Raw genomic sequence first — 13,736 nt, 5'->3', positions numbered from 1 at the left:
TAACAGTTCGGCCGCATCGAGACGGCCGAACCGCACGGTAACCACATACTATAATCCAGCAAAACAGTTAACCGAACCCGGCTATTTTTTCGGCAAAAAGTCCGTCGTAAACGCCTTGGTTACATCGATTGGCGATTTCAGCAATCCCAGATCGACCAGCTGCTTGTTTAGTGTATCCCAGCGATCCTTGGTCATATAGCCGACGCCTTTCGTTGCCGCATCCTCGCCGTAAACGAGAGGCTGAAGCGTCGTAGCGCTGTACTCCATTTTTTCCAGTGGAGTGTCCGGGTTTTTCTCCTTAATGAGCGGATTGATCTCTTTATAGTTGTCTTTGTAGTAATCCCAGCCTTTGATCGTCGCTTCTACGAACGCTTTGACCGCTTCCGGATTTTCCTTCAAAAAGCTTTCCGTCGTGAACATAATATTGCCGTAAGGAGAATAGCCGAAATCCGCATTCAGCATGACCTCGACATCGACTCCCTGCTCCTTCATCGAATAAGGCTCCGATGTAATATAGCATTGCGTAGCCGACATTTTGTCATTGACGAAGTTAGCGAGCTGCCCGGTATATTTGAGCTCCTCGACTTTATCCAGCTTGAACGCCTTTTTCATGTATTCCCAGTATGCGACGCCGCTGCCTACGTACACTTTCTTTCCGTTGAGGTCGGACATCGATTTGATCGACGCGCTTTTGTGTACCATGATACCCTGCGGGTTTTTCTGAAAAATCGCCATCACCGCAACGAGAGGAATGCCGTTTTGCCGGGCGAACAAAATCTCATCCGCCTGCCCCATCCCGAACTGCGCCTTGCCGGACGCGACAATCTGCGTAGCGGAGATGCCCGGGCCTCCAGCCTGGATCGTCATATCCAGCCCGGCTTCCTTGTAATAGCCCTTGGCCAGCGCCGCATAGTTGCCGCCGTGCTCCGGCTGGGCGAACCAGTTCGTCACCTGGGTTACGGCTACCGGCTTTTTCTCCGCAGCGCTTCCCGTCGCTTTCGGATCGGCTGCCGCAGGCTGGGCTTCGGGCTTGGTAGCGCAGCCGCTCAGCACAGCTCCGGCGATCAACAGGATGGACAGAACAGCGTGAACCGGGCGAATCGATTTTAAAGTCAACGGCGTTTTCATGAGCATTCCCCCAAAGTATGATGGATTTTCTTGATTTTCTTTAGCACATAGGAAAACATGCTTAATACATCAGGCCAAACGGTACTGCGCTTGCTCTTCGGTTCGGTCCAGCTCCTCCAAGCCCCATGCGCTCTGCTGAACGGAAGTGTAAAGAGGCCGGCCTTGCTTGTAAACGGTGCGTCCTACCGGCAGCTCGGTAAACAAATCGTCTGCACGCAGTGCGTCGATCAGGACGAAGTCCGCCGAATGTCCCTCGGCGATGCCGTATCCGGTAAGCCCAAGGATGCCGGCCGGGACCTCCGTCATCATTCGCAGCAAGGCATGCAAATCAGCGGAGCTGCCCATATGAGCGGCATACGCCGTCACCAGGCCGATTTTTAGCAAATCACCCTGTCCGAACGGATGGAACGGGTCCTGAATGTTATCGGAGGCTACGGCTAACGGGACTTGAGCGTCCAGCAATTCACGAATTCGCGTCGTTCCGCGACGGATCAATCCCGAATCGCCTCTCCCCTGCAAATACATATTGACCGGAGGTAGTGTGACAGCACTTAATCCGGTAGCCTTAATACGGCCGATAATCTCCTCCGCACGGCGTGTGTCCATAGCGGACAAGGAGCACAAATGATCTACGGTTACTTTTCCTCCATAACCGTACTCCACCGCCTTTTCCGCGATATAGGCGACCGTTTGCTTGGAGGGATCGTCGCTTTCATCAGCGTGAAGATCAATCGGCTTCCCCCATCGAGCAGCCGTAGCAAATATGCGGTCGATATCGCTTTCCGGCGTTTCCGACAAATGAGGAGCTCCTCCCATGCCGTCCATCCCAAGGCGCAGCGCTTCTTCAATCGCATCCTGCTCAGCAGTGGTGAGCCGATCGTACGGGCACATCGGGAACAACTGCATATCGACGATTCCCTTCAGCTCCTCCCGAACCTCCAATGCGGCGTAGATGGTGCGAAAAGCTACCTCGATACCCGAACGGAGGCGAAAGTCCAAATGGGTGCGGATGGTCGTCGTACCGTAGGATAGCGCTCGCAATGCAGCTTTGCGAATGCGCCCCCGAATGTCCTCCTTGCTGAAGGAAGGAGCCGCCGCTCCGTAATTGGCGATTGCTTCCAGCAGCGTTCCTGAAGCATTGCCAACCTGGCTCAAGGAGTATGCTTTGTCCAAGTGCATATGCGCGTCCACAAAGCCCGGAAGCATCATATAGCCCTGCAGGTCGATCCTGCCTGCGGCCTTCAGCCGGGACATCTCGCCGGCAAGGGCGGACATCGGGACGAAAGAGCCGTCCCCGGACAGCACCGTCTCCTGTGGGACAATGGAAGTCCATCGGCCGCCCACTGCCTTAAGCTCGAACAATCCGCGCTCGTCGCTCAGCGGAAGGGTGACGTTAATAAAATGCAGCTCCCGGGCGCTCATCTTAATTCTCCGTTCTCATCTCGGACTCGTGCCATGAGCTGAGCATCCATTTGGAAAAGGCATTAACCAGAAGGAAAAACGCGATGCCCAGCACGGATGCGGATAAGCCGCAAGCGAACAAATACGGGGTTTGCAGACGCGATGCCGCAACTGTGATGGCGTACCCGAGACCGCCCTTTCCTCCGCCTATTCCCGCGATGTATTCCCCTACGATGGCGCCGATAACAGCGAGAGTACACGAGATTTTGAGACCTGCTACAATATACGGCAGCGCTGCCGGAATACGGAGCTTCCACATTGTCTGAAAACGGTTAGCGTTGTACAGGTAAAACAGATTTTTCATATTGTGATCCGTAGAATTCAACCCGATCAGTGTGTTGGAAAGCATCGGGAAAAAGCCGATGAGGAACGCGATGATAACAATGGCGTTCATCCCCGCCCCGAACCAGATAACGATAATAGGAGCTACCGCCACGATAGGGATCGTCTGGAGAATGATCGCGTACGGGTAGACGCTTTTCTCAATCAGCTTGGAGCTTGCCAGCAGCACGGCTCCCGACACGCCGAGGATAATGCTCAGAATGAAGCCCACCACCGCTTCGGCGATTGTGGTAACAACGGATACCCATAAGCCGCTCGCATTCTCGACTGCCGCTTTATAAATATCCGAAGGCTTCGGCAGGATGTAAGGAGGAATCGCGAGCAGCTTCACAACCAGCTCCCAGCCGCCGACAAAGACGAAGAAGGCGACCAGGGGAGGCAGAATTTGCTTGAAAACGGCCGAAAACGCTCCTGTCCTGCTATTGTTTCCTCCATCCAGCTTGTTAGTCCGGGCTGCGCGCTCCCGGGCAGGCTGTATTTCTTCGGACACGGCCTGCATATAGCTTTTATCCATAGCCATGGGACCACTCCTTTCCGCTTAAGGTTCGTAGATGATTTTACCGGGGTTAAGCAATCCGAGCGGATCGTTCTCCCGCTTCCTTCGCTGCATGCTGCCGACTTCTCCGCGTCCTCCGTTGTCGAGCACCCAAGTGTGGGGATCAAATATTTTGACGCCGATCGATTCAAAATAACGGATAATTTCGTACAACCGCTCCTCCGTCGTATATTTGATGATCGGAAGCGAAGAAGGGGTCAGCTTGCCGCCGTTACGAATCCATTCAAAATGAAGCAGCACTTCATCGCCGAATCTGCCCTTGATCTGGCGAATTTGTTCCAAATATCGGTCGGGTGCAAAGCCGGACTGCAAGTAGGTAACGGTCGGGTCACTCTTCAAAGCCCATAACGTCGTATGGTTCCATGTAAAATCGGACAGTCCGATCGTCTTCCGGTACTGTGCCGCCGGAATTCGGTGGCCGATCCGTCCTCCGAATTGCCCGGCCAGCTCGGCTACTGCGTCCGCCGACGCTTCGTCGGTTTCGAGCAAGGCAGCGGCAGCTCCGGATTCAAGCGCCTTGCCGATTGGCTTGAAATAAGCAGGGATCGGCCATTCCATCGGGCTGATCAGTCTTTTTTTCACATGCTCCGCATGTCCCAGCGCTTCTCCAAACTGCACGCATGCTTCAAAATCGTCAAAATGAACGACCGTCTGCAGCCATTCGGTGTGTGGCGCCAAAGGAATTGTAACCTCCGTCATGATGCCGGTCGTACCGTAGTTATGAATGTAATCGAACAGCTCCGCTCCGCGAACGGTCCTCCTTCTCGGGATTTCCTCCATCGTATAGACGGCAGCCTCCAGCACATTGCCATCCCACAGATTTCCCCACGTAATGGAGCCGATGCCGCCGGATCCGCCGCTAACGAAGCCTCCCACCGTCGCCTTGGCGTAGGTGCTTGGGTAAATTCGCAGCTCCTGGCCGAGCTCACGTGCTTTTTTATCCAATAACCCGAGCTTGACTCCGCACTGTACTCTGGCATAGCCGTCGCCGATTTCGAGGATACGGTCCAGGCCGCTCAGATCCAGCACTAGACCTTGCTCCAGAGGCACCGCTTGCCCGTAGTTGCCTGTACCGGACCCTCTGACCGTAACCGGAATACGGTGACGGTAGGCGAACGACAGCGTCAGTGCAACCTCTCGCTCGTCTGTCGCCAGTACGATGCCGTCGGCTATTTTCCCCTGCAGCTTTCCGTTCAGAACCGGAGAATACCAATAGTAATCCTTGGATAACCGCTCCCTCGACTCCGTATCCAGCAGCAGCCGGTCATCGCCCAGCAAATCCACCATTTCCTTTTCCCAACCGATAGCCATCCTCGCGCCCCCCTTTTTTTAGTCCTAATGCTTTAAACTGCTCGATACGTGCCTGACCAGCTCACTGAATTGCGTCATTGTCCGGAAGTGCTCATCTCTCGGGAACGGCACCGGAATGTCTATCTCGTCGGAAACCTTGCCGGGACGCGGCGTCATGACGATAACCCGGGTCGATAAGAACACCGCTTCGAACACATTGTGCGTGACGAACAGCACCGTCATCTTCTTATCCTTTTGCCAAATGTTCAGCAGTTCGTCCTGAAGCGTCTGCCGGGTAATCTCGTCCAACGCCCCGAACGGCTCATCCATAAGCAGCAGCTTCGGCTTCGACACCAGCGCCCGCGCAATCGATACGCGCATTTTCATACCGCCGGACAGCTGTCTCGGCAAAGCTTTCAAGTAATCCTTCAGCCCTACAAGCTCCAGCGCTCGTTCGGCCTCCTCCTTTTGCTGCTTCTTCGGAACGCCGCGCAGTTCTAGCGGTAATACGACATTGTCCTGCACGGAGCACCAGGGCAGCAGCGTATGATCCTGGAAAACAAACGCGATCTCGCTCTGCTTGCGCGCCTCCTTCGGCGTGAGACCGAGTATGTCGAGCGTCCCTCCGGTCGGATCGCCCAAACCGGCTATCATTTTGAAAATCGTCGATTTGCCGCAGCCGGAAGGGCCGACGAAGCTTAGAAATTCGCCTTCCTTAATATCTAGATTCACATCGCTCAGCGCGACCGTTCCATTCTGATACGTCTTCGATAACCTCTGCATCCGGACTAACGTGTTCCCCTCGATCGGTTCCGTGATGCCGGTTTCTATGCCCGTACTCCCCAGCGGTTCATTGGATATTTTTATATTCATCCACTCACCCCCGATGGAATCTCGTCCTTCACGTCACGGCTTGCTTTGAGAGATGCCATATCGAACTGTGAAATTTCCTGCAGCGCCTCGGCCAACAGCCGTCCGCCCAGCTCCAGCATCATCTCGCCCTTCTCGGCGGTTGCTTGCCTGGCATCCCCGGCAATACCGGTATTCGAAATATCGTCGGTAATCCAGGCGAACGCTTTGCTCTTGAATTGCAGGTAACGCGATTCCGGGAAATGAGGCAGCTCTGTCGGTGCTACGTCCATATTCACCCAATGATGTTGTGCCGCCAGCACGATCGAGGTCTCTACGTCGCCTGCGTGGATGCCTACTTTTTTCTCGACAGGACTGATCAGAGCTTCACCTAAGCCGAGCGATCCCGAATCCAGCCGGAATACGGCAAGTCCCGTATCGATTCTGATTTCCCGAGCCATCATGTTCAACAGATCGGTGTTGCCCCCGTGTGTATTTAAAAGCAGCAGCTTGTTAAAGCCGCTCTGCCGTACGCTTCTTGCGATATCTAGAAGAACCGACATCAACGTTGTAGCCGATAAAGTGATGGTACCGGGATGTCCCAGATGCTCCGTGCTTTTGCCGTAAGGAAGCGGCGGAAGCAGCCAAATGTTGGCGTCATCCGGAAGCTCCTCGAATGCCCGTGTTAGAAAAGCTTCCGCAATGAGCGTATCGGTAAAGACCGGCATATGAGGCCCGTGCTGTTCTACAGCTCCTACAGGCAGTACAAGCAGCGCATCCCGCTTCGGCATCGATTCGACCTCCAGCTTGCTTAAACGCGGAAAAAACCGTTCATCCCAAGCTTTCCCTTCATATCTTCCTCTCATGACAATGAACACCTCCGTTTAATCCTTATTGTAGTTCAGGAATTGAGCCGGGTAAATGGCTAAGTAATGTTTTTGTAATATTATATAACATAAAAACAAATTTTTGTGCTTGATGCACTTTAATTATGGATTTATATGTAATATTAAATAACATATTACTCGCCTTCAGCCACTCCAGAACTGCGGGGTAAACTAAAAAACCGCATCCGCCATCAGGCAGACACGGTTATCCATGAAACATTTGGCCAGAGATCCGTCGTATCGTTCGACTATAGCCGTTTCTTCATATGGAGCCCCCTTGCTTTATTTCATTATTTTCTCGACCGCCCTTACGATAGATCCATAGCCTGTGCACCGGCATAAATTGCCCGACAGTCCTTCCTCGATCTCCGCCCGGGACGGACACGAATTAGCCGCAAGCAGACCTTTGACCGACATAATCATCCCTGAGGTGCAGTAGCCGCATTGAAACGCTCCTTCTTCCAGAAAAGCACGCTGAACCGGATCGGAGTCAGGACCGGCCAACCCCTCAATCGTGACGATATCTCTCCCTTCGCATTGGTACGCCATCAACAGACAGCTGTTCGCCGGCTTGCCGTCCAGCAGCACCATGCAAGCCCCGCATCGCCCCATTTCACAGGAGACTTTGGTTCCGGTAAGCTGCAGATCCTCCCTGAGAATGTCCAACAGCCTGCGGGACGGAGACACCTCGCCCAGCCTGATCACCTCGCCGTTCAACCGGCAGCTCCAACCCGCCTCATCCATGATCATCAGTACCCTCTCCTCCCTCTACCCGCAACGGTTCAATTAACAGCTCAGGTGATACGGGGAGCTTCTCGACCCGACGGCCGGAAGCATCGTATATAGCGGAAGCGATAGCCGGGGCTACCGCAACCGTACCTACCTCTCCGATCCCTCTCGGTCCGTACGGATCACCCTCAGGCAGCTCCTCTATTGCTTCCAAGCTAAATTGCGCCGGAGTATCCGCAATGGTCGGAACGAGATACGTATCCAAATTTTTCGTCAAGTAATGCCCGGAAGACATCAGCGCATCCTCAGTCAGGGTAAAGCCAAGCGCCATACTGCTCCCTCCTTCGATCTGCCCAAGAAACCCCATCGGATTAATAACTGGACCGGCCGCAACGGCGTGGAACTGATCGGTTACCTTCGCCTTTCCGGTCAGAGTGTTTACCTCCACTTCCACAACAACCCCCGTATAGGTATAAAGAAAATGCCCGCCCATCACCGCATCCGGTGTCGTAGGAAAATGAAATTGACTGCTTACACTGAGAATCTGGTCACTCTCATTCGCAAGACGCGCATACGTAACTACCGGATGACGGTCGGCATCGTCCGCACGGTCCATCTCAACCCGGAGCCATACACCCCCGGGACCGGTATCCAACTCCTCCGGAGCCAAGCCGGTTATGGCGGAAGCTCTTGTAAGCAATTTATCGAGAAAAGGCTGCCTCATCCGCTGCAGCGCCTGCCACAGCATCGTCGTCGCCCTGGATGCCGTGCTCGACCCGCTGTGCGGCACCCTGTCGGTATCGCCGATGACCATTTCGATATCTTCCTTATTGCAGCGAAAGTGATCCAGCAGCATGATTTGGAGCGTCGCCAACAGCCCTTGGCCGAACTCCTCGTAGCCGAATGCCGCCTCAATCTTGCCCGATCGGTTCAACGACAGCCTGCCGCCGCCAAAATCCGGCAAGCCGAAGCCAAGCCCCGATCCATGCATCGCAATAGCAGCGCCGATTCCTCTGCGTATCCAAGGAGGGCGGAGCTCTTTTTCACAGCCAGAGACCTTCTTGTTCCACAATTCACTGTGGCGAATCGATTCCCATATTTGTCTCGCTCCATCGGTAGCTACAATTCGCTGCCCCATCGGACCGGGATCGTCCTTTTCGCGCAGGTTCATCCTGCGAAATTCCCACGGGTCCATTCCCAGCTCGCTCGCCAAACGGTCCATTTGGCCTTCAAGTGCGAAGATGACCTGATTGCCGCCAAACCCGCGAAACTCACCGGATACTCCGTTGTTCGTATAGACCGAGACCCCTTCCACATCGACATGTGCGATCCGGTATGGACCCATCGCATGCTCGGTCGCAAAGTTCAGCACCGCCGGTCCCAGCGTTGCATAAGCTCCCGTATCGGCAACAATCCGGACTTGATGCGCAAGAAGCCGCCCATTGCTATCAATTCCCGTCCGCATCGTTATTTTCATCGGATGGCGCTTCAACCCGGCACGCACGGATTCCCAGCGGTCCTGATGCAGCTTGACCGGGCGACCGCTCTTCAAGGCGAGCATGGCGCCGAACGGCTGAATGTTCAACTCGTCCTTCCCGCCGAAAGAACCTCCTATCGGACTGGATACGACCCTGATATCTTCCTCCGGCATAGCCAATATGCGCGACAGCTGCATTCTATCCTTGTATCCGTGTTGGGTAGGCGCATAAACGGAAAGCCTCCCGTCCGCTTCAGGCACGAACAATCCGCCTTCCGTCTCCATATAGGCATGCATCTGTCTAGGGGTATAATATGTCCCTTCTACGACATAGGCACATTCCGCGAACACATCTACCGCGCCGCCTCGCTTGTAATTCGTCCGATGCAGCACATTGCCGGAAGGATGCAGCTTTATCGCATCCGGCTTCAGCGCTTCCTCGGGATCATCCAGCACCGGAAGCTGCACATAAGTAACTTCAATCAGCTCCAGCGCTCTCTCGGCAATGTCCAGGCTATCGGCCGCTACCGCCGCCACCGCATCGCCGATAAACCGCACCCGGTCCTCACACAAAACCGGCTGGTCGGGGATGGCGATACCGAACCGGTTCATCCCCGGAACATCCTTGTGAGTAATAACGGCACGGACGCCGGGCAGCCGCTCCGCCTTTTCCGTGCGGATCGATAAAATCCAGGCATGGGCATGCTCGCTCCGAAGCACTTTCCCGTAGAGCATGCCAGCCATATGCCGGTCGGTCAAATAAGCCAGCGCGCCCGTAACCTTCTCCGCTCCATCCGGACGGGTATGCCAGCGGGCTCCAGCCGTTTCTTTATTTAACAGCATCGCTTTCCCCTCCTCGCTTGCCGTTGTTCCTTCGACGCGCACTCCACAATTCCGATACAATCAAGTTAGCCGCAGCCGTCCTCCGGTATTCCGCGGTCGCGAATGCATCTCGGAACGCCTTCCATTCCGATGATATCCCATTCAACACCCGTCGCATCATCTCCGGGGTCAGTTCCTTGCCTTCGAGCAGCGCTTCCGTCTCGTGCAGACGCTGCGCCGTACTCGCCCCGCCACCGACAGCCAGCTTCGCCGTCGCTACTCGCCCGTCTTCATGCAACCTCAAGGAGCCGGCTGCCGTTATGAGCGACGGTACGAACGCTTCCCTTCGCCCGACTTTATGATAAAAAACGATCCGACGCTTCCTTTCCTCATCGGATCCCCCTTCGATTTCATCTCCATTTGCGACTAAACCCGTCAAAATACGGTGATCATGCGCATTCCGTCCTGAATCTTTTGCAGCAGCCAACCAATCTTCCAACGACTCCGTCACGCATTCACCGCCGTCGAACCAGACCAACTCAGCTCCGAGCACTAGAAGAGCAGGAATAGCGTCCCCTATCCCGGATGCGACATTGCCTCCGATCGTCCCCTGATGGCGGATCGACGGAGCAGCAATAGTCCGGCAAGCTTCGGCAAGCAGCTTGCTGTATGGATTTCTTCTTACCCCCTCCAGAGTCGTGAGCGGACCAATACGTAATACCTGGCGCTCCGGCGGTGACGTCCGAATGACTCGAATCCCTTTTAGCGCAGATATTCGTTCCAGACTTATCAGATGACGAGGCATTGCAGCCGCACCGGCTTCCCATTGCGTCCGCAGCAGCGTGCCTCCCGCCACAAAACAGCTCTCAGCCCCCAACGCACGGCGCAGCTCCCACGCTTCCGCCAGATCGGAAGGCTGCCACACACGAGGAACGGAATACATCTCGTAAGAACCTACAGCCATCAGCTTCCCCCTCCTCCGCCAATCGTCCCAACTTTACGGGCGTCTTGTTTATTTCAAACTACAATTAAATGTAATCATCGCGTCAATTTATATAGCATAAGGGTGAGAAAAGCCTCTAGCAACGTCCCTCCCAGAGGAGCGACTGAAAGCCTTTGCTATAGCAAAACTCACTTCGTACGCGTGGTAGTTTTTATCGCCGGTTGGAAAGATCCTCGATACGCTTTATCGCTTTACTGAACTTAGACTTTCCAATGCGGTAAAAAAATCGGATGCGTTCCAAATCTTCCGGAGTATCCGCATCCAGAAAGCGGTACGTTTCCGCTTCTTCTCTTATCATCCCGCTATAATGAGGCAAGCCGAATAGCGATCTCGCCCCTTCGTCGCCCTCCAGCTTCCGCAGTACGTCAAACATCGATTTTGCAAACAGCACAGGCGGCCTCGGCGCACCCAAACAACCCGCTGCAACGTAGTCCAATCCCGGACACTCCTTGTAGCTGCCGATTAAACGATTGATCATCTCCGCACTGACGAGCGGCTGATCTGCCAATAGAACAACCACCGCGTCCGGTTCAGAGACTTCACAAGCAGCCTGCAGTCCGCAGCGCAGCGAATGCGCCATTCCTTTGTCCGAGTCGAAGCAAACCGCTCTCTGCAGCCGCCCTTCTGTGCACGCAGCACCAAACGACGGGGATAGCCAATCCACCTCACCTCCGCGCGTCACTACAACAACCCGGTTTAGCGCAGATTGCAGCGCTTGGTCCAACGCATAGCCCCCGAGCCTCCGTCCGGCAGCAAGCTCAATCGACAGCTTGGATCGCCCCATCCGGCGGCTGGCGCCGGCTCCCAAGTAAATCCCGGCTATATCCATGATCCTCCCCCGCTTTCTCGACATTCTTGTTCAGCATTCCTAATCTGCGCACTTGTATCAGCTGGGCGACGATACTTACGGCAATTTCCTCCGCGCCATCCGCACCGATCGCCATCCCTACCGGGTATTCGAGCCATTCCGGGACCTCGCGCTTTTCCAGCATACGCTCGGTACGGGTTCGCGAGCCCATGATCCCCAAATATTTGAGCTTAATTGGCATCAGCAGCCTAAGCAGCTCTTGATCTTTGGGAAAATAGTGACTCATTAGCACGACATAATCTCCATCCTTGATACCGGTATGCAGGAGAATTTCTTTGGGACTCCCTACAAACAGCGAAGCAGCTGCAAACCGCTCCTTCGTACACAATGCCTGGCGCCAATCCGCAACCAGAACACGAAATCCGCCCTTCGCGGCAAGCTCCGCCACCGGTATCGCATCATCCGTAGCGCCGAACAACAACAGTCTTGGGCTGGATGCATGCACACACTCCATAACTTGCCCGCCTCCAGGTCCGACATGCAGCAACAGCCCCTCTTCAGCCTCACGCCCCGCCGCCTCCAATCGATATTCCAACACTTCCGAGAAGTCAGAGTTCATGATTCGCGCAAACCGCACAGCCATCCCTTCGTCGAGCAGCCGTTTCACCCGGCTTAGCCATTCCCGCAACCGATCGTCGATCGGCTCCAGCAGCACTCGAATGAACCCTCCACATCCGACAGCTTCGCCCCACGACAAATCATCGGTTGGCCGCATGTCGTACTCAACTAGCACCGGAACACGGCCCGACCACACCTCATCCACTCTTGCATTCAAATCGGCTTCCAAGCAGCCAGGGCTTATTTCCCCGAGCGTTCCAGCCTCCCCCATCAAAAGCATGGCGGCACCGGCCTTCCTGTACGCATGCCCGTCAACCTCCACCACGGTTGCAAGCACCATCACCCGTTCGAATGAGAACACAGCTTGAAGCAGCCGGTGCATATTCATAAAATCCCCCCTTCAACCACCTCTCGGTCCATTACATCCGTTTGATAAGCCGCTTGATCGAACGGTCCGATTCTTTTAGTATCCGTTGTTTATCCAACGTCAGGTGACGCTTGTTCTCCAGCACCACTTTACCGTCAATCAGCACCGTCTCTACGTCGCCGCGGGTTGTAGAGTAAACGATACGAGAGTACATATCAACATCGTAGGATGGGAATGTATGGAAGTCATTCAAATCTATCATGATCAAATCAGCCCGCTTGCCAGGCTCGATACTGCCGATCTCGGACTCCATGCCAAGAACCTCCGCCCCGCCCATTGTTGCCATTCGCAGCACCGTCTTCGCGTCCATCGAAGTGGGACCATGCTCCGCCTTATGAATCAATGCCGCGAGCCTCATCTCCTGGAACATATCCAAATTGTTGTTGCAAGGCGCTCCATCCGCACCGAGACCGACATGAATCTCACGGGACAAGAGCTCCGGAATTTCGGCTATGCCGGACGCCAGCTTCAGATTTGAACCGGGACAGTGGGTTACCTTCACCCCTTTGTCCCGTATAATCCGCTTTTCCTCCTCATCCAGCCAAATACAATGCGCCAGAATCAGCCTCGGATTCGCCAAGCCGATATGGTCGAGGTATACGACATTACGCATTCCGCGTTCTTGTTCCACCAGCTCGATTTCTCCGCGATTCTCCGATGCATGGGTATGAACCCTCACATCGTAATGCGCACTTAGATCTCTCACTTCCTTAAGCAGCCGTTCGGTGCAGGATACAACAAATCGCGGGCAGAACGCGTATTGGATCCGGCCATCGTCGAGACCGTTCCACTTCTCCAGAAGCTCCACGCTTTGCCGAAGCGATTCATCCGTACGCTCCAGCAGTCTGTCAGGGACATTGTCCCCATGATCCATCATCACCTTGCCGGATATAGCCCGCAGCCCGCTCTCTGCAATGGCACGAAAAGCCGAATCCGTATAATTGACCGTCTCCATATCCAATATCGTCGTCGTTCCGCTGCGAATGAGCTCGCCGATCCCTAACATTGCGGAATAATATACGGACTCCTCGTCATGCGATGCCTCCAGCGGCCAGATCCGGTTCCTCAGCCAATCCATCAGCTCCAGATCGTCGGCCCTCCCTCGAAACAGCGTTTGGCACAAATGAACATGCGTTTGCACAAAGCCCGGAAGCAGCACCTTGCCCGCCCCCTGCAGAACGCGGTCCGCCTGTTTTTCCAGCGCTCCGAGATCCGCTCCTATATGCACGATACGTTGTCCCTCAATCCATACATCTCCGATAAACTGCTCATCCGCCGAATTCATCGTCAGGATGTGAGCTTGTTTTATTAGCAGCTTCATGGCAGCTTCTCCCTTCCG

The 13,736-nt window shown here is 54.7% G+C and carries 12 protein-coding genes; all 12 read right to left on the bottom strand.

Going from position 1 to position 13,736, the window contains the following annotated elements; all coding sequences use genetic code 11:
* Positions 1–81 precede the first annotated feature (81 nt).
* Positions 82–1,134: an ABC transporter substrate-binding protein gene (locus DVH26_RS09175; RefSeq protein ID WP_481857580.1), complete on the bottom strand. Its 1,053-nt coding sequence runs from the start codon at positions 1,132–1,134 to the stop codon at positions 82–84.
* Between the two features lie 63 nt (positions 1,135–1,197).
* On the bottom strand, positions 1,198–2,550 hold the full coding sequence (locus DVH26_RS09170) for an amidohydrolase family protein (protein ID WP_239633393.1): 1,353 nt from the start codon (positions 2,548–2,550) through the stop codon (positions 1,198–1,200).
* A gap of 1 nt (position 2,551) precedes the next feature.
* Positions 2,552–3,451: an ABC transporter permease gene (locus DVH26_RS09165; RefSeq protein ID WP_239633392.1), complete on the bottom strand. Its 900-nt coding sequence runs from the start codon at positions 3,449–3,451 to the stop codon at positions 2,552–2,554.
* An 18-nt stretch (positions 3,452–3,469) separates the two neighbouring features.
* Positions 3,470–4,798 carry an FAD-binding oxidoreductase gene (locus tag DVH26_RS09160; RefSeq protein WP_239633391.1) on the bottom strand — a complete coding sequence of 443 codons (1,329 nt, stop codon included), beginning with the start codon at positions 4,796–4,798 and terminating at the stop codon, positions 3,470–3,472.
* Positions 4,799–4,822: 24 nt separating this feature from the next.
* Positions 4,823–5,560 (bottom strand): ABC transporter ATP-binding protein, encoded by a 738-nt coding sequence (locus tag DVH26_RS09155; RefSeq protein ID WP_239635324.1) that lies wholly within the window; start codon positions 5,558–5,560, stop codon positions 4,823–4,825.
* An 86-nt stretch (positions 5,561–5,646) separates the two neighbouring features.
* Complete coding sequence (locus DVH26_RS09150) at positions 5,647–6,492, bottom strand: creatininase family protein (RefSeq protein WP_239633390.1); 846 nt, start codon at positions 6,490–6,492, stop codon at positions 5,647–5,649.
* A 303-nt stretch (positions 6,493–6,795) separates the two neighbouring features.
* A complete protein-coding gene (locus DVH26_RS09145; protein WP_481857579.1) occupies positions 6,796–7,263 on the bottom strand; it encodes a (2Fe-2S)-binding protein in 468 nt (155 codons plus the stop codon).
* Positions 7,250–9,562, bottom strand: coding sequence for a xanthine dehydrogenase subunit D (pucD, locus tag DVH26_RS09140; RefSeq protein ID WP_239633389.1), 2,313 nt, complete (start codon positions 9,560–9,562; stop codon positions 7,250–7,252). Before pucD ends, DVH26_RS09145 begins: the two co-directional genes overlap by 14 nt.
* A complete protein-coding gene (locus DVH26_RS09135) occupies positions 9,549–10,505 on the bottom strand; it encodes an FAD binding domain-containing protein (protein ID WP_239633388.1) in 957 nt (318 codons plus the stop codon). Before DVH26_RS09135 ends, pucD begins: the two co-directional genes overlap by 14 nt.
* Positions 10,506–10,695: 190 nt before the next feature.
* Positions 10,696–11,373 (bottom strand): nucleotidyltransferase family protein, encoded by a 678-nt coding sequence (locus DVH26_RS09130; protein ID WP_239633387.1) that lies wholly within the window; start codon positions 11,371–11,373, stop codon positions 10,696–10,698.
* On the bottom strand, positions 11,303–12,358 hold the full coding sequence (locus tag DVH26_RS09125; protein ID WP_239633386.1) for an XdhC family protein: 1,056 nt from the start codon (positions 12,356–12,358) through the stop codon (positions 11,303–11,305). Before DVH26_RS09125 ends, DVH26_RS09130 begins: the two co-directional genes overlap by 71 nt.
* Before the next feature lie 31 nt (positions 12,359–12,389).
* Positions 12,390–13,718: a 5'-deoxyadenosine deaminase gene (locus tag DVH26_RS09120; protein WP_239633385.1), complete on the bottom strand. Its 1,329-nt coding sequence runs from the start codon at positions 13,716–13,718 to the stop codon at positions 12,390–12,392.
* Positions 13,719–13,736 lie beyond the last annotated feature (18 nt).

The organism is Paenibacillus sp. H1-7 (assembly GCF_022354825.1).
Lineage (GTDB): Bacteria > Bacillota > Bacilli > Paenibacillales > NBRC-103111 > Paenibacillus_S.
The sequence above is the reverse complement of the archived record's forward strand: the minus strand, read 5'-3'. Positions and strand labels throughout refer to the sequence as shown.

What these genes read in the sequence shown, in the direction of transcription:
- DVH26_RS09125 (WP_239633386.1), bottom strand. Translation starts at nt 12,358, where the DNA reads ATGAATATGCACCGGCTGCTTCAAGCTGTGTTCTCATTCGAACGGGTG.
- DVH26_RS09170 (WP_239633393.1), bottom strand. Translation starts at nt 2,550, where the DNA reads ATGAGCGCCCGGGAGCTGCATTTTATTAACGTCACCCTTCCGCTGAGC.
- DVH26_RS09130 (WP_239633387.1), bottom strand. Translation starts at nt 11,373, where the DNA reads ATGGATATAGCCGGGATTTACTTGGGAGCCGGCGCCAGCCGCCGGATG.
- pucD (WP_239633389.1), bottom strand. Translation starts at nt 9,562, where the DNA reads ATGCTGTTAAATAAAGAAACGGCTGGAGCCCGCTGGCATACCCGTCCG.
- DVH26_RS09160 (WP_239633391.1), bottom strand. Translation starts at nt 4,798, where the DNA reads ATGGCTATCGGTTGGGAAAAGGAAATGGTGGATTTGCTGGGCGATGAC.
- DVH26_RS09150 (WP_239633390.1), bottom strand. Translation starts at nt 6,492, where the DNA reads ATGAGAGGAAGATATGAAGGGAAAGCTTGGGATGAACGGTTTTTTCCG.
- DVH26_RS09135 (WP_239633388.1), bottom strand. Translation starts at nt 10,505, where the DNA reads ATGGCTGTAGGTTCTTACGAGATGTATTCCGTTCCTCGTGTGTGGCAG.
- DVH26_RS09120 (WP_239633385.1), bottom strand. Translation starts at nt 13,718, where the DNA reads ATGAAGCTGCTAATAAAACAAGCTCACATCCTGACGATGAATTCGGCG.
- DVH26_RS09175 (WP_481857580.1), bottom strand. Translation starts at nt 1,134, where the DNA reads ATGCTCATGAAAACGCCGTTGACTTTAAAATCGATTCGCCCGGTTCAC.
- DVH26_RS09145 (WP_481857579.1), bottom strand. Translation starts at nt 7,263, where the DNA reads ATGATCATGGATGAGGCGGGTTGGAGCTGCCGGTTGAACGGCGAGGTG.
- DVH26_RS09165 (WP_239633392.1), bottom strand. Translation starts at nt 3,451, where the DNA reads ATGGCTATGGATAAAAGCTATATGCAGGCCGTGTCCGAAGAAATACAG.
- DVH26_RS09155 (WP_239635324.1), bottom strand. Translation starts at nt 5,560, where the DNA reads ATGCAGAGGTTATCGAAGACGTATCAGAATGGAACGGTCGCGCTGAGC.